The 14,196-nt window shown below is 66.4% G+C and carries 17 protein-coding genes; 2 read left to right on the top strand and 15 right to left on the bottom strand.

Annotation, left to right across the window (positions count from 1 at the left end; all coding sequences use genetic code 11):
• Positions 1–2: 2 nt before the first annotated feature.
• From pufL to ACK8CO_RS10160, 11 genes are all read right to left on the bottom strand, one after another.
• Positions 3–857: a photosynthetic reaction center subunit L gene (gene pufL / locus ACK8CO_RS10210; RefSeq protein WP_075783879.1), complete on the bottom strand. Its 855-nt coding sequence runs from the start codon at positions 855–857 to the stop codon at positions 3–5.
• A gap of 146 nt (positions 858–1,003) precedes the next feature.
• On the bottom strand, positions 1,004–1,168 hold the full coding sequence (gene pufA, locus ACK8CO_RS10205) for a light-harvesting antenna LH1, alpha subunit (RefSeq protein ID WP_042458393.1): 165 nt from the start codon (positions 1,166–1,168) through the stop codon (positions 1,004–1,006).
• Positions 1,169–1,184: 16 nt separating this feature from the next.
• A complete protein-coding gene (pufB, locus tag ACK8CO_RS10200; RefSeq protein ID WP_042458389.1) occupies positions 1,185–1,331 on the bottom strand; it encodes a light-harvesting antenna LH1, beta subunit in 147 nt (48 codons plus the stop codon).
• 122 nt (positions 1,332–1,453) lie between these two features.
• Complete coding sequence (gene pufQ, locus ACK8CO_RS10195) at positions 1,454–1,675, bottom strand: cytochrome PufQ (RefSeq protein ID WP_080617772.1); 222 nt, start codon at positions 1,673–1,675, stop codon at positions 1,454–1,456.
• Positions 1,672–3,156, bottom strand: a complete 1,485-nt coding sequence (gene bchZ / locus ACK8CO_RS10190; RefSeq protein WP_080617773.1) for a chlorophyllide a reductase subunit Z — start codon at positions 3,154–3,156, stop codon at positions 1,672–1,674. The genes pufQ and bchZ overlap by 4 nt, the downstream gene beginning before the upstream one ends.
• Positions 3,156–4,736, bottom strand: a complete 1,581-nt coding sequence (gene bchY / locus ACK8CO_RS10185; RefSeq protein WP_414896555.1) for a chlorophyllide a reductase subunit Y — start codon at positions 4,734–4,736, stop codon at positions 3,156–3,158. The genes bchZ and bchY overlap by 1 nt, the downstream gene beginning before the upstream one ends.
• Positions 4,733–4,891 (bottom strand): hypothetical protein, encoded by a 159-nt coding sequence (locus ACK8CO_RS10180; protein WP_414896554.1) that lies wholly within the window; start codon positions 4,889–4,891, stop codon positions 4,733–4,735. Before ACK8CO_RS10180 ends, bchY begins: the two co-directional genes overlap by 4 nt.
• Positions 4,878–5,882, bottom strand: a complete 1,005-nt coding sequence (locus ACK8CO_RS10175; protein ID WP_080617775.1) for a chlorophyllide a reductase iron protein subunit X — start codon at positions 5,880–5,882, stop codon at positions 4,878–4,880. Before ACK8CO_RS10175 ends, ACK8CO_RS10180 begins: the two co-directional genes overlap by 14 nt.
• Positions 5,872–6,819 (bottom strand): chlorophyll synthesis pathway protein BchC, encoded by a 948-nt coding sequence (gene bchC / locus ACK8CO_RS10170; protein ID WP_414896553.1) that lies wholly within the window; start codon positions 6,817–6,819, stop codon positions 5,872–5,874. The genes ACK8CO_RS10175 and bchC overlap by 11 nt, the downstream gene beginning before the upstream one ends.
• A gap of 120 nt (positions 6,820–6,939) precedes the next feature.
• Complete coding sequence (locus tag ACK8CO_RS10165) at positions 6,940–8,085, bottom strand: methyltransferase (protein ID WP_414896552.1); 1,146 nt, start codon at positions 8,083–8,085, stop codon at positions 6,940–6,942.
• Entirely contained in the window at positions 8,082–8,951 is an 870-nt protein-coding gene (locus ACK8CO_RS10160; protein WP_414896551.1) for a polyprenyl synthetase family protein, read from the bottom strand. The genes ACK8CO_RS10165 and ACK8CO_RS10160 overlap by 4 nt, the downstream gene beginning before the upstream one ends.
• Before the next feature lie 127 nt (positions 8,952–9,078).
• Here ACK8CO_RS10160 and crtD point away from each other — a divergent pair, with 127 nt between their 5' ends.
• Together crtD and crtC are read left to right on the top strand one after the other, a co-directional pair.
• Entirely contained in the window at positions 9,079–10,614 is a 1,536-nt protein-coding gene (crtD, locus tag ACK8CO_RS10155) for a 1-hydroxycarotenoid 3,4-desaturase CrtD (RefSeq protein ID WP_414896550.1), read from the top strand.
• Complete coding sequence (gene crtC / locus ACK8CO_RS10150; protein WP_414899014.1) at positions 10,611–11,486, top strand: carotenoid 1,2-hydratase; 876 nt, start codon at positions 10,611–10,613, stop codon at positions 11,484–11,486. Before crtD ends, crtC begins: the two co-directional genes overlap by 4 nt.
• A 54-nt stretch (positions 11,487–11,540) precedes the next feature.
• Here the strand turns inward: crtC and ACK8CO_RS10145 are convergent, their stop codons facing one another.
• The 4 genes from ACK8CO_RS10145 to ACK8CO_RS10130 form a co-directional block, all read right to left on the bottom strand.
• Positions 11,541–11,723 carry a Trm112 family protein gene (locus ACK8CO_RS10145; protein WP_080617780.1) on the bottom strand — a complete coding sequence of 61 codons (183 nt, stop codon included), beginning with the start codon at positions 11,721–11,723 and terminating at the stop codon, positions 11,541–11,543.
• On the bottom strand, positions 11,720–12,364 hold the full coding sequence (locus ACK8CO_RS10140) for an LON peptidase substrate-binding domain-containing protein (protein ID WP_080617781.1): 645 nt from the start codon (positions 12,362–12,364) through the stop codon (positions 11,720–11,722). Before ACK8CO_RS10140 ends, ACK8CO_RS10145 begins: the two co-directional genes overlap by 4 nt.
• A 27-nt stretch (positions 12,365–12,391) precedes the next feature.
• Positions 12,392–13,306, bottom strand: a complete 915-nt coding sequence (trxA, locus tag ACK8CO_RS10135) for a thioredoxin (protein WP_414896549.1) — start codon at positions 13,304–13,306, stop codon at positions 12,392–12,394.
• A gap of 82 nt (positions 13,307–13,388) precedes the next feature.
• Positions 13,389–14,177, bottom strand: a complete 789-nt coding sequence (locus tag ACK8CO_RS10130) for an exodeoxyribonuclease III (RefSeq protein WP_080617782.1) — start codon at positions 14,175–14,177, stop codon at positions 13,389–13,391.
• Positions 14,178–14,196: the final 19 nt, after the last annotated feature.

Here is a 14,196-nt window from a genome sequence, read left to right as displayed (position 1 = left end):
GGTTACATGCTCCCCTGGACAGCCGGAATGGCTTCAGGCCAGATCGGCAGGTTGCTCCACCAGGTCCACCATTCGGGCCAGCCCTCGGTCCAGAGCGGACCGGAGATGATGATGCAGACCGCCGAGAAGAAGACCGCATTGATGGCCAGAAGCCAGCCGGCGCGGTGAATCCCGAGCGTCCCGATCGAATACCCGATAAGGTCGCGGAAGAAGCTGTCTTCGTGATCCGGCGTCTTCGCCTCTTCACCCTTTTCCGGATTGCAGGCCGACAGGATCAGACCGCCATGCAGCGCGAGCGCCAGACAGGTGGCGAAGAACAGCGACACGCCCAGCATGTGGAACGGGTTATAGTGGAAGTGCAGATAGTGGTAGCCGGTGTTCGACACCCAGTCGAGATGGGTGAAGATGCCATAGGGGAACGCGTGCCCCCAGGCGCCCATCAGCATCGGGCGGAACACTTGCAGCGTCACATAGGCGAAGATCGCCACGCTGAAGGCGATCGGAATATGATACCCGATGCCAAGCTTGCGGCAGATCTCCACTTCGCGCAGAGCCCAGCTCACGAACGCACCGATAGCGCAGAGCGTGATGAATTGCCAAAGCCCGCCCTCGGCGAGCGGCGCGATGCTGAGCCCATAGCTGAGATCCGGCGGCGCGATGTGGATCTTCAGCGGGTTGAATGTCCCCTGAAGCGCGGCGCCCCAGAAGATCATGGCGGTTCCGAGGGTGGCGAAGAAGATCGTCGTCACTCCGAAGAAGCCCACAAAGAAAGGCCCCACCCAAAAGTCGAACAGATCGCCACCGATGAGCGTCCCTCCACGGACGCGATACTTTCTCTCAAAACTGAGCAGTGCCATCGTCTGTCTCCGCAAATGGCGGCCGTGTCCGTCCGGGCCTCAGCCGTCCTTGTTCTTCGAGATTGCCGCGGGCGGGAGATCGGGGCTCCCGCCCGCAGCATTTGGTGTCACTTCCGACTGCTCACATCCGGAAGCCACGGGGACGCTTACGCGCCTGCGGCTTTCTCGGCGGCGATGGTCAGCCAGTTGAAGTAGTCCGTGCTCAGCAGGACGAGGTGAATCATCACAGCCAGCAGGAACAGGAAGACGCCCTGCGCAACGAGCACGCGACGGGGGTCGAAGATCATCCAGATCTTGTAGAATTTAGCCATTTCTCAGGTCCTCTTCTCAGAGCCACGGGCGCCAGATGTACACTGCCAGGTGAGCCAGCACGGCGACGGCCGAGAACAGCCAAAGCCCGCTCATGTAGACAGCGTGAATTTCTTGCGCCTGCTCGTCGGTCAGACCGGTGAACGACACGTCAGATTCAGCCATTAACTTTCCTCCGGATCGTCAGACTGATGCCGCGCACCCCGGCGGCCGGGTCCCGACAAGGTTTTATCCCTGCCGGCTATTCGCCCAACCGGGGGGTGGGCGAATTTCGGAACTCCACCTTCTCAGGCGGAGAAAATCATGGGGGTGATGATCCGTGCCTGGCTCCAGGCGCGGGCGATCGGCCCCTTGGTCTTCAGGTCGCCCTGCCGGACCATCGCCAGGAAGGAGGCGATGAAGGCCAGCGGCAGCGCGGCGATGAAGATAATCGTGAAATAGACCATGAACTCCGCCTTCGGCGGACGGTGGCCACGTACCAGGTGAACGTCGGAAGTCTGGTCAGTCATTTCGTCTCTCCTTTCGAAGAAGGGCGGGCGAAGCCTGAAGGTGCCAGGGCCTCGATGGTTTCAAGCACCACTCGTTCTGCCCCTTGCTCGAGCGCGGCCTTCTCGGCGGCGTCGCGCAGGGATTTCGCGGCAGAGATGCGTGTCAGGACGGGGTGTTCGGCCACGATCCTGTCGAGCAGTGCCTGGGCGTCCTCATCCCAGGGAAAATCGCGCCGCAGTCGGGTCGGCGTTGCAGAAGCCGAATCCATCTCGGTCCCGAGCGGCAGGATATGGAAGAGCGCGTCGAACAAGGAATTGCACACTTCCTGAACCAGATACGTGGCACCGGCGTACCCCATAAAGGGGGTGCCCGTCGCGCGCCGGATCGCCGCACCCGGGAAACCCGCGGGGATGAAGGCGGGTTTGGGGCCATGACCGGCCGACAGCTCGGCGAGGTAGATCTTCTCGTTGATCGAGCCGAAGACGACCAGCGGCCGTTTCTGCCCCATCAGCGCGCGAACCTCGGCATTGTTGGTCTTTGCGCCGCGTTGGCGGGCCACTGCAAAGGCGCAGGGCAGCCCCAGATCGGCCTCGAGGAAGTGCCGCACGCCGCGGGCATAGGTCTCGTTGGCGACGATGGCGAAGCTTGCCGTGGCAAAGAAGTCCTGCGTGACCGAACGCCACAGGTCCCAGACCGGCTTGATCGTCGAGTGCTTTTCGCGCGCTATGAAGGGCTCGGGATCGAGTCCCAGCATCTCGCCCAGCTTGCGCAGGAACTTCGTCGTCGAATCGATGCCGATCGGCGCCTGCAGATAGGGCTTTCCCAGAACCTCGGCGAGACCCCGGCCGAATTCGCGATACATCACGACGTTCACATCGGCATTCACCAGGTTCCGCATCTCGGCCACATGGGCACCCAGCGGCATCACCATGTTGACCTCGGCCCCGATACCCTCGACCAGCCGCCGGATCTCGGCCAGGTCCGAGGGCATGTTGAAGACGCCATACATCGGCCCGAGGATGTTCACGCGGGGCTTCGCCCCTTCTTCGCGCGGTTTCTCGGGCGGCATCCGGCCCTTGGTCATGCCGAATTCGGTGAAGATCCAGGTCATCGCCCGGTCCGCCGCTTCCCATTGATCCTCGTCGATGGTGCGCGGCAGGAAGCGCTGGATATTGGTGCCCTGGGGCGTGACGCCGCCGCCGATCATCTCGGCGATGGAGCCGGTGACGACCACCGCGGGAAGCACGGGATCGAGCGTCTTCCAGGCGCGTTTCATCGCGCCCTCGGTGCCCTCGCGGCCCAGCTCTTCCTCACCGAGACCGGTGACGACGATGGGCAGCTCATGCGGGGGCAGGGCGTCGGTATAGTGAAGGACGGAGGTGACCGGCAAGTTTTCGCAGCCGACCGGCCCGTCGATCACCACCTGCAGGCCCTTGACGGCACAGAACGCATAGACTGCGCCCCAGTACCCCCCTGCCCTGTCGTGATCCAAGACCAGCATCAGATCATCTCCTGCGCCTTCTCGGCGCGACGTTTCTTGTCCAGTTTCTTCTGCTGGAGAGCGCGGAACTCGGGATGGAGATTCGGTTCTCCTTCCCACACCCCCGCAGTGTCTCCCTCGCCGACACCTTCGAAGAATTCCTTCATCGACGCCATGCGTCCCTTGTTCGCAATGGCCGCGTTTACCACTTGCGCAAGGCTGCCAGCGCCTGCCGGCCCCATCAGCGGACGGGCCGAGATGAGATTCGTGAAGTAGAGCGACGGGATGCCCAGCTCCTTGGCATGCTGCACCACGGGCGTGGTGCCGACGGCCAGATCGGGCCGGATCGCGTCGACCGCGGCCTTGTCATCCTCGAGCGAGGCCCGGAAGACGACCTTGACGCCCTTGGCTTCCAGCCAGTCACGGTCGGCCTCGGCCTGCTTCGTTCTGGGGCAAGCCGTTCCAACATAAGGAATATTCGCGCCGGACTCGATCAGAAGACGGGCCACCAGAAGCTCCGAGCCCTCATAGCCCGACAGCGTGATCGTGCCCTTCACCGGGGCACTGGCCAGCGCGCCCTTGATGGCGGGCAGGAACATGTTCTGGGCCTTGGCGACCTTGTCGGCCGACAGCCCGAAGGCATCGCCGATTCCGGCCAGCCAGGCGGCTGTGCCATCATGTCCCACCGGGGCCGACCCAACTATCGGGCGACCTGCCGCGTCGAATTCACGCATGGCGGCAGTGTAGAACGGATGGATCGCCGCCACCGCGCCGCAATCGAGCGCGGCGTAAAGCTCGCGCCATTCGCGGGCCGGGACGACCGGGCCGCAAGCCAGCCCCAGCGGGTCGAGCATCTGCCCGATCACGATGGGATCGGCCGGGAACATCTCGCCCAGAAGGGTCACGGTCGGGCGGTCCGACACGCCGCCCTCGGGCGCCGCGACGGGGCCGGCCTCGATTTCCTTGCGGGCGTAGTTGAGCATCGCGCCCGCCAGCACGTCCTTGGCCTCGGCATGGGTCGGCACGCCGAATCCCGGCACGTCGATGCCGACGATTCGCACGCCGTTGATCTCGTCGGGCAGAAGCCGGAGCGGCACGCCCGAAGCGGTCGGCACGCAGAGGTTGGTCACCACCACCGCGTCATAGCGGTCGGGATCGGCCAACTCATGCACCGCGTCGCGGATATCCTCGAAGAGCTTGCCGGTGACGAGCGTCTCCGAGCTGAACGGCACATAGCCGATGGACCGCCGCGCCCCGTAGAAATGGGACACGAAGGACAGCCCGTAGACGCAGCAGGCCGAGCCCGACAGCACGGTCGCCACACGGCGCATCCGAAGCCCCACCCGAAGGCTGCCGAAGGCCGGGCACATGCTTTGCGGCCGGTCATGCGGGCCCTGCGGGTAGTCCTTTGCATATTGGTCGAGAATATCCGAGGCGCCCGCCGCGCGGGCCGCCTTCTCCATCTCGGCCGCTCCGGCATGGCAGCCCATGCCGTCGCCCAGACGAGGATCGGCGCCTTCGGGAGGGTTTCCGGCCTCCCGGGGCGTGCCCTCGATCACCTCAGCGGTGTGGGCCTCGTCATATTTGACCTCTTCGGTCATGCGTCCTCCAGTTCGCGCGCAGGCGCGGCGGCCTCCGCGGCCGGCGCCTCCTGGATTTCTGCGATTTCAGCGGGGTCGCGGTCCTCGTCGTGACACGAGAGGGCCTCAAGCACATTGTCCCAGCGGGACATCTGATTGAGATCAAACATCGTCATAGACCACTTCGAGAGATTTCTTCGGCTTGGCGTTCTTGCCGCGCATGTCGGCATCGGTCGCCGGGGTCAGTTCGAAATCGGCGCCCACATCCTCGGGCGCGAACAGCCCCAGCAGACCGTCATTGGTCAGCGGCGCCGGACGGATCGGCGGCGCGTCGGCCACGGCCGAGGCGAGCCCGGCAAAGAGATCGCCCCAGGGGCCTTCATGGGTGCCGACGATCTGGTAATTGGCCGATTTCCGGCGCAGATCCTCGTCCTGCGGGATCGCCGCCAGCACGGGGATATCCACCGCCTTGGCGAAGGCCTGGGCCTCGCCGGTGCCGTCATCCTTGTTGATGACCAGCCCCGCGACGCCGACATTGCCGCCGAGTTTGCGGAAATACTCGACCGCCGAGCAGACATTGTTGGCCACGTAAAGCGATTGCAGGTCGTTCGAGCCGACCAGGATCACCTTCTGCGCCATGTCGCGGGCGATCGGCAGGCCGAAGCCGCCGCAGACCACGTCGCCGAGGAAATCGAGCAGCACATAGTCGAAATCCCAGTCGTGGAAGCCGAGTTTCTCCAGCAACTCGAAGCCGTGGATGATGCCGCGTCCGCCGCAGCCGCGGCCGACCTCGGGCCCGCCCAGCTCCATCGCGAAGACGCCGTTGCGCTTGAAGCAGACATCGCCGATGGCGACCTCTTCGCCCGCGAGCTTCTTCTTGGTCGAGGTCTCGATGATGGTCGGACAGGCCTTGCCGCCGAACAGAAGAGACGTGGTATCCGATTTCGGGTCGCAGCCGATCAACAGGACGCGCTTGCCCATTTCGGCCATCATGTTCGACAGATTCGCCAGCGTGAAGGACTTGCCGATGCCGCCCTTGCCGTAGATCGCGATGATCTGCGTCTTCTTGGTGGGTTCGGACACGGGGATTTCGTCGTCCAGCGGCGCGTTCGCCTCATCGCGAAGGCGCTGGTCGATGTCTTTGATATTCGGGACGTCAAGCGTCATGAACGGCTCCCCAGTTCAGGATCATTTTCAGACAGGCAGGATCGTTGAAGGCGGTGTCATAGGCTTCTGCGGCCTTTTCCGCCGGAACGCTGTGGGTGATCAGCCCCCCCAGCGACAGCGCACCCGACTCGACGAGCTGGCGCGTTGCAATCAGGTCCTCGCGTTCCCATTCGGCAGCGATGCGCAGCCGGGCCTCCTTCATGAAGGCGGCCGGGAAGGCGAAGGAAATCGGGTCGGTATAGAACCCGGCCAGAACCACCTCGCCGCCCTTGGCGATGCGGGTGATCAGCGTATCGAGCAGCGAGCCCACGCCCGAGGCGTCGTAGATGGTGCGGTAGTCGCGGCGCGGATCGTCGTCGGGGTGCAGCACCTCATAGCCCATGGCGCCGCCCTGCCGGTCGGGATTGATTTCCCAGACGGTGGGCGCGGGGGCGCCGGCGGCGATGGTCAGGCGGGCCAGCAGGCGGCCGAGGACACCATGGCCGACGATCAGTTCGGGCATCTTCTTGTCGACACCGGCCAGCGCATGGCGCGCGGTCGCGGCCAACGCCAGCAGCGCGCCTTCCGGCCCGAGCCCCGGGTCGATCCGGGTCACGCGGCTGGCATCGGTGACCAGCCGCCGGGCCGAGCCGCCGAACAGGCCGCGCGCGCCCTCGTAGCAATTGGCGCCGGGGACGAAGATATGCTCGCCGACCTTGAAATTGGTCTCGGACCCGGCCTCGATCACCTCGCCCGCGGATTCGTAGCCCGGCACCAGCGGATAGCCCATCCCCGGAAAGGGCGGCATCTCGCCGGTATAGAAAAGCTTCTCGGTGCCGGTGGAAATGCCGGAATGGGAAATCTCGACCACAAGATCCCTGGGTCCGGGCTCCGACAGGCCGAGTTTGCCGAGACCGATTTCCCGAGGCCCCCGGAGGATGACAGCGGTCGTCTCCATGGACATCTCCCTTCCTGACGCTTGCCCGCTTGAACGGGACTCACTCATTGGTGATTGGCTTTTGTCAGTTTAAATGGACAGGTGCGAGTGTCAACTTTTTTAGACAGATCGCACCGACCATTATGTCGCCCCGGGCTTGTGCCCCACGACCACCGAGGCGATGAAGGGACGACGCGTCGGGGGCATCTCAACCCCTTGGAAACCCGCCTCTTTCATCATTTCGGCCAAACGCTCGGGGGACCGCGCCCGCCCGGTCTGCATCGCCATGCAGTAGAAGGCGAAATAAGCGTCTCCCGCCCGGTTGGGCCGGGCGCCGCCCGCCATCGGCTCGGAAACGATCAACCGCCCGCCCGGCGGCAGGGCGCCGAAGATCTTCCCCATCAGCGCCCGCACGGTCTCGTCCGAGTGATCGTAGCAGACCCGAACCAGCGAGACCGCATCGGCCCCTTCGGGCAGGGGATCGTCACGGAAGCTGCCGCCCGTCACCGTCACCCGCTCCGACAGGCCCAGCGCCCGGAACCGATCTTCGGCGGCGGGGACGACAGCGGGCAGGTCGAACAGCATCATCTTCAGCCCGGGACAGGCCGCGCCCGCCGCGGCGAGAAAGGCACCGGTACCGCCGCCCACATCCATCAGCCGCGCGATTCCGTCCAGCGCGCCGCTGCGCAGGGTCTCTTCGGCGACCAGCGCCTGACTGTCGGCCATCAGCGCCGAATAGCGCCTTGCGGTCTCGGGATCCTCGGCCGCGCCGGCGCCGAAGACATAGGGCCAGAACCGCGCCAGCTCCGTGTCGGTCTCGCCGCGCAAAAGCGCCACCGGGTCCTCGAGATCGCGATAGAAGACATCGTGATGGCGGATCATGCCGACCACGCCCGGCGCCCCCATCAGCGCTGCGCCCAGCGCGGAAAGCTGATAGCCGCCGCCCACGCGCTCGAACAGGCCGAGCGCGGTGCCGGCCTGCATCAGCACCTCCATCCGTTCGACCGGAAGGGACGCGCGATGGGCCAGCGCCGCGAGGCTTTGCGGCGCATCGCAGGTGGCCTCCAGAAGGTCCAGCTCGACCACGGCGCGCAGCACCTGACTGTAGACAAAGCCCGAGACCAGATCGAACATCCGCTCGCCCTCGCGCCGGACATGGCCGCGGGTCAGAAAGAACCGGCTGGCCCAGCTTTGAAAGCCCGGGCTTGCGATCTTGCGGTTGCGCCAGCGGCGCCAGCCGGACCCGCGCCTTGGCGCAGGTCCGGGGCCGGAGAGGATCTCGGTCATTCGGCGGGCTGACGCGCGGGTTCGGGGATCAGCCGCTCGGCCATGTGACGCACCATCTGCGCCAGATCGGCCTCGCCCGGACAGGAGGGAATCGAGGCGATGGCGCCCGACAGGATATCGCGGAAACGCTGCACCGCGCCCTCGACGCCCAGCTCGGTCACGGCGCTGGGGCGGCCATGGGCCGCGTCCTGACCCGCGGGCTTGCCCATCGCCTCGGCATCGAGCAGCGCGTCCTTCAGATCGTCGGCCACCTGGAAGGCTTCGCCGATGCGGTCGCCCAGCTCTTCCCAGGGCTCGGCCGGCTGGCCGGCCGCCACCGCGCCCATGCTGGTCGCGGCGATGAACAGCGCGCCGGTCTTGGCCCGGTGATAGGCCGAGAGATCGATCTTTTCCTCGCTTTCCCAGCCCTGACCCGCGCAGATGCCATAGGGCATGCCTGTACGCTGGCCCAGGATGCGGATCAGCTCGACCGCGCGGGCACAGTCGTGATGCGCGGCCCGCGCGATCACCTCGAAGCCCGCGACGATCAGGCTGTCGCCGGTCAGAAGCGCCAGCGGCTGGCCATAGGCCTTGTGCAGGGCGGGCTTGCCGCGGCGGATATCGGCATCGTCGAAACAGGGCATGTCGTCATGCACGAGGCTGGCGCAATGGATCAGCTCGATCGAGATCGCGGCGGCATCGGCCAGCGCCGGGCGGTCGTCGCCGCAGGCGCGCGCGACATTTAGGCAGATCGTCGGCCGGATCCGGGCGCCGCCGGGCGTCATGGCATATTCGAAGGCCGATGCCAGTTTGCCGGGCGCGGCCCCTGCCTGCCCCTCGGCAATCGCCTGCCGCATCGCGGCCTCGATTCGCGCCGAAATGTCCATGAACGGCTCCCCAATGCTCGGCCCGCCGCCCCTCCACGCAGCTGTCAGGACGGCGAGACATTCAAGATTGTAAATCAGGGTGGACAGTCTATGGTCCCGAGTCAACATTCCTTGAGGTGGATCAAAAATGGCCGGATCGGCGGGAAAAGTCGTCGTGATCGGGGCCGGGATGGGCGGGCTTTCAGCCGCGATCCGGCTGGCCCATGGCGGGTTCGAGGTCGAGGTCGTCGACCGCGCGCCGGTGCCCGGCGGCAAGATGCGCACCTTTGCCAGCGATGCAGGCCCGGTCGATGCAGGCCCCACGGTGATGACCCTGCGCCCGGTCTTCGAGGAGCTGTTCGACAGCGTCGGCGCCAGGCTGTCCGACTATGTCACCCTGCACCGCGAGGAGGTCCTGGCACGGCACTGGTGGCCGGACGGCTCGACGCTTGATCTCTTCGCCTCGCGCGAGCAAAGCGCCGATGCGGTGGGCCGCTTCGCGGGCGCGCGGGCCGAGAAGGAGTTCCGCGCCTTCTGCCGCCGGGCCGAGCGGCTCTACCGCGCCTTCGACGCGCCGATGATGCGCGCGGCCGAACCCTCGCAGGGGGCCCTGACCCGGCATGTTATGACCCATCCCTGGCTGGCGCTTGACATGGCGCCGCACCGGAGCCTGGCAAAGGCCCTGGGCAAGGGCTTTTCCGACCGGCGGCTGGCCCAGCTCTTCGGGCGCTACGCGACCTATGTCGGCGGCTCGCCCTTCCGCTCGCCCGCGCTGCTGTCGCTGATCTGGCACGCCGAGGAACAGGGCGTCTGGCGGGTCGAGGGCGGCATGCACCGGCTGGCCCGCGCGCTGGAACAGCTGGCCCATGACAATGGCGTGCGCTTCACCTTCGGGAGCCGCGCCACCCGGATCGAGATCCAGCGCGGTGCGACGGCGGCGGTGCATCTCGACAGCGGCGCCCGGCTGGCGGCCGATGCGGTGGTGTTCAACGGCGACCCGGCTGCGCTGGCAGCCGGGCTGCTGGGCGAGGGCCTGCGCGAGACGGTGCCCCCCGAGGCGATCCGCCCGCGCAGCCTCTCGGCCTATGTGTGGTCCTATGCCGCAGTGCCGCACGGCCCCGAGATGGTTCACCACAATGTCTTCTTCTGCGAGGACGCTCACACGGAATTCGACCCCATCGCGGCCGGGCAGATGCCCGAGGATCCGACGCTTTACATCTGCGCTCAGGACCGCGGCACGGGCCGCAGCCCCGAAGGGCTGGAACGGTTCGAGATCATCATGAACGGGCCGCCCGTCGATGACGGGGCAGACCCGACCGACGAGGAGCAAGAGACGTGCCGGACACGCACCTTCCAGACGCTGGCCCGGTTCGGGCTGACCTTCGATCCGCGGCCAGGGAGTCAGGCGCTGACGACGCCACGCCAGTTCGCGAAACTGTTTCCGGCCTCGGACGGATCCCTTTACGGGCGGAGCCCGCACGGGCTGACGGCGGCGCTGAAGCGGCCGACGGCACGGACGAAAGTCGCGGGGCTCTATCTGGCGGGGGGCGGGACGCATCCCGGCGCGGGCATCCCGATGGCAACCCTCTCCGGACGGCACGCGGCCGAGGCGATCTTGACGGACCGTGCTTCGCTCTCGATGTCCCCGCGAACGGCTATGCCTGGTGGTATATCGACGGCATAAGCCATGACGGCGAGCGGTCGATCTCGATCATCTCCTTCATCGGCTCGGTATTCTCGCCCTGGTATCGCTGGTCGGGCCGGAAGAGCCCGGAAAACCACTGCTGCATCAACGTCGCGACCTACGGGCCGGGCGGGCGCTGGACGATGACCGATCGCGGTCGCGACGCACTGCGCCAGACCCGCGACACGTTCGAGGTCGGGCCCTCCAAGCTGACCTGGGCCGGTGGCAAGCTGGTTTTCGATATCGACGAGATGAGCTGGCCGCATATGAGCCGGCTGAAGGGCCGGGTGACGGTCACACCCTCGGCCGTGACCGGGGTCGAACTGCCGCTCAAGGCCGATGGCAGCCATGTCTGGCGCCCCTTCGCACCGTCCTCGGAGATCGAGGTCGACCTGAACCAGCCCGGCTGGCAATGGAAAGGCCACGGCTATTTCGACGCCAATTTCGGCACCGCCGCGCTCGAGGACGATTTCAGCTACTGGACCTGGGGGCGCTTCCCGACCAAGGCGAACGGCGCCTGGTGCTTCTACGATGCCTCGGTGAGGGACGGCTCGGAGCTGGCAGTGGGCGTGCATTTCGACGCGGACGGCCGGGCCGAGGTGGTGGAGGCTCCGCCGCGGACGCGTTTCTCCCGGTCGAAATGGCTGGTCCGGCGCGAAACGCGGGCCGATCCCGGCTACAGGCCACGGCAGGTGCATGACATGCTGGATGCGCCCTTCTACTGCCGCTCGGCGGTCCGCACCAGGATATTCGGCGAAGAGGTCGTGGGCGTGCATGAAGCGCTCGACCTCGACCGCTTCGCCAGTCCGCTGATCAAGCCGATGCTGGCGGTCAAGGTTCCGCGCAAGCCGGGATGGAGATTTCCAACCTAGGGGCCGGGCACGATTTTTCGACGAAAAATCGGGGACCGCGACCGGCGCGGCCGCTCAATCGAGCCGCCGCGCCTCGTCGACCAGCATGATCGGAATGCCGCCGCGGATCGGGAAGGCCAGCCCGGCCGCCTTCGAGACCAGCTCCTGGCGGTCGGCATCATAGGCGAGGGGCCCCTGGGTCATCGGACAAACCAGCGATTCGAGCATCTTGCGGTCGGCCTGAACGGCATCGGTCATTGCATCTTCTCCTCATCATCGCCGCTTCGTAGGGCAAATTCGATGAGGGTCACAAGCGTTTCGCGCCGCGTCGACAGCGAGGGCGCCTCGAGAAGCGCCTGTTTGTCCTCGGGAGCAAAGGGGCAGAGCATCGACAGCGAGTTGATCAGAAGCTCATCCTCGGCCTCGCGCAGGCTGTCCCAGTCGGTCGACAGGCCCCGGCTTGCAAAGAACCGCCCGAGCAGCCTGAGAAAGGCGTCGCGGTCGAAACCATGATCGTCCTCACCCGGACCGAGGTCGCGGTCGAAGCCGTCCCAGACGACATCGGCCCGGATATAGGGCATGAACCCGGCCTGATCGCGGGTGATGCGGAAGCGCGAGATCCCCGAGAGCGTCAGCATGTAGCGCCCGTCCTCGGTTTCCGAAAACGCCGTCACGCGGCCGGCACAGCCGATCGCATGCAGCTTCTGCTCGTCCGAGCCGGGCACTTCGCGCGGCTGCACCATGCCGATCAGCCGGTGCGGGGTCTTCAGGGTGTCGTCGAGCATCGCCAGATAGCGCGGCTCGAAGATGTGCAGGGGCAACCGCGCACGGGGCAGCAACAGCGCCCCGGGCAGCGGGAACAGGGGGAGGGTATCGGGCAGGTCGACCGCTGAGAACATGCCCGAGAAGCTAGGCCGGACCATCCGTCAGGCAAATATCATCGAGGACAGTTTCCGGCGGCCTTTCAGCACGATGGGATCCTGCGGCCGGAGCGCCTCGAAAATGGTGAAGAGCTGGGCTTTCGCGGCCCCGTCATTCCACTCGCGGTCGCGGCGGAACAGCTCCAGCAATTCGTCGACCGCGGCCTCGACCTCACCTCCGGCATGGAGCGCCTTGGCAAGCTCGAAGCGCGCCGCGTGATCGTCGGGATCGTGATCGACCGCGGCGCGCAGCTCGGCCACGGGCCCGGCCTCGGCGGCCTGGCGCGCCAGCGCGACCTGGGCCCGGGCCGCCTCGACCTCGGGTGCCCCGGCGATCTCGGGCAGCACCGCCGCCAGGAATTGTTCGGCCTGATCGACTTCGCCCAGCGCCAGATGCGCGCGCGCGAGCCCGCCATAGGCGGCGGCATTCTTCGGATCCTCGCCGAGGATCGCGGCGAAGGTCTGCGCGGCCTCGACCGCGGCGCCCTCGGCCAGAAGCTCCTCGGCGGCGGCCACCGCCTCGGCAAGCCCGCCATCGCCGCCCATCGCCGCCACGCGCTCGACAAAGGCCTGGACCTCGGAGGCGGGCAGCGCGCCCTGGAAGCCGTCGACCGGCTGACCCTGATAGAAGGCATAGACCGTCGGGATCGACTGGATCCTGAGCTGCGCCGCGATGGTCTGGTTGCGGTCGACATCGACCTTGGCCATCCGCACCTTGCCGCCCGCCGCGGTCACCGCCTGTTCCAGCATCGGGCCCAACGTCTTGCAGGGGCCGCACCAGGTCGCCCAGAAATCGACGATCACCGGCACCTCCTGCGAGGCCTCGATCACATCGGCCATGAAGCTCGCTTCGGTGACCTCCTTGATCAGGGCCTCCCCGGCCCCGCCCGTCTCCGTGGTCTTGCCACCCAGTTCCAGCATGTTCTCCATCTCCGTCCGTCAGGGAGTTGTGCAATATATGAGGCGTTCGCGGCAAAACCCAAGGGCGAAGGCCCATAGAGTCCTACAGGTCGAAGCGCGCGAAAACCGGCACATGGTCAGAGGGCTTGTCCCAGCCGCGCACCGGCCTCAGGATCCGGCTGTCAGCAGCCGCCCCGGCAATGTCGGGCGTCGCCCAGAGATGGTCGAGCCGGCGCCCCTTGTCGGCGGCATCCCAGTCGCGCGCGCGGTAGGACCACCAGGAATAGAGCTTGCCTTCGGGAATATGCGCCCGGGTCACGTCGACCCAGCCGCCCGCCTCCTGCGCCGCGCCGAGGTGATCGACCTCGACGGGCGTATGGCTCACGATCTTGAGAAGCTGCTTGTGCGACCAGACATCCTCCTCGCCGGGCGCGATGTTGAGATCGCCGACCAGGATCGCGCGCTCGGGGCGGCTGTCGCGGAAGAAATCGCGCATCTCTGAGAGAAAATCGAGCTTCTGGCCGAATTTGACGTTCACCTCGCGGTCGGGCACATCGCCGCCCGCGGGAACGTAGAAATTGTGCAGCAGCACGCCGTTTTCCAGCCGAGCGGCCACATGCCGGGCCTGGTCGAGCCCGGCGAAATCGACCGAACCGGCATCCTCGAGCGGCAGCTTCGAAAGGATCGCGACGCCGTTATAGCCCTTTTGCCCGCGCGCCACGACATGGGTATAGCCGAGCGGCGCGAAGGCCTCGAGCGGCAGCTTGTCGACCGGGCATTTGCATTCCTGCAAACAAAGGATGTCGGGCGCCTCCTCCTCCATCAGACGGGCGACCAGCGGGGCACGCAGGCGGACCGAATTGATGTTCCAGGTGGCAAGGGTGAAGGGCATCGGGGTCTCCTTGTCCGGG

Source organism: Rhodovulum sp. HP10 (genome assembly GCF_047553435.1).
Taxonomy (GTDB): Bacteria; Pseudomonadota; Alphaproteobacteria; order Rhodobacterales; family Rhodobacteraceae; genus Rhodovulum.
Note: the sequence above shows the minus strand (reverse complement) of the source record. Positions and strands in the feature narration are given on the sequence as shown.

Coding starts and splice junctions, on each gene's coding strand:
- ACK8CO_RS10175 (WP_080617775.1), bottom strand. CDS start 5,882: ATGACGCTTGACGTCCCGAATATCAAAGACATCGACCAGCGCCTTCGC.
- ACK8CO_RS10140 (WP_080617781.1), bottom strand. CDS start 12,364: ATGTTCTCAGCGGTCGACCTGCCCGATACCCTCCCCCTGTTCCCGCTG.
- pufB (WP_042458389.1), bottom strand. CDS start 1,331: ATGGCTGAATCTGACGTGTCGTTCACCGGTCTGACCGACGAGCAGGCG.
- pufL (WP_075783879.1), bottom strand. CDS start 857: ATGGCACTGCTCAGTTTTGAGAGAAAGTATCGCGTCCGTGGAGGGACG.
- bchC (WP_414896553.1), bottom strand. CDS start 6,819: ATGGAGACGACCGCTGTCATCCTCCGGGGGCCTCGGGAAATCGGTCTC.
- pufA (WP_042458393.1), bottom strand. CDS start 1,168: ATGGCTAAATTCTACAAGATCTGGATGATCTTCGACCCCCGTCGCGTG.
- pufQ (WP_080617772.1), bottom strand. CDS start 1,675: ATGACTGACCAGACTTCCGACGTTCACCTGGTACGTGGCCACCGTCCG.
- ACK8CO_RS10180 (WP_414896554.1), bottom strand. CDS start 4,891: ATGACGATGTTTGATCTCAATCAGATGTCCCGCTGGGACAATGTGCTT.
- ACK8CO_RS10145 (WP_080617780.1), bottom strand. CDS start 11,723: ATGACCGATGCCGTTCAGGCCGACCGCAAGATGCTCGAATCGCTGGTT.
- bchY (WP_414896555.1), bottom strand. CDS start 4,736: ATGACCGAAGAGGTCAAATATGACGAGGCCCACACCGCTGAGGTGATC.
- ACK8CO_RS10130 (WP_080617782.1), bottom strand. CDS start 14,177: ATGCCCTTCACCCTTGCCACCTGGAACATCAATTCGGTCCGCCTGCGT.
- trxA (WP_414896549.1), bottom strand. CDS start 13,306: ATGCTGGAACTGGGTGGCAAGACCACGGAGACGGGCGGGGCCGGGGAG.
- ACK8CO_RS10165 (WP_414896552.1), bottom strand. CDS start 8,085: ATGACCGAGATCCTCTCCGGCCCCGGACCTGCGCCAAGGCGCGGGTCC.
- ACK8CO_RS10160 (WP_414896551.1), bottom strand. CDS start 8,951: ATGGACATTTCGGCGCGAATCGAGGCCGCGATGCGGCAGGCGATTGCC.
- crtD (WP_414896550.1), top strand. CDS start 9,079: ATGGCCGGATCGGCGGGAAAAGTCGTCGTGATCGGGGCCGGGATGGGC.
- bchZ (WP_080617773.1), bottom strand. CDS start 3,156: ATGCTGGTCTTGGATCACGACAGGGCAGGGGGGTACTGGGGCGCAGTC.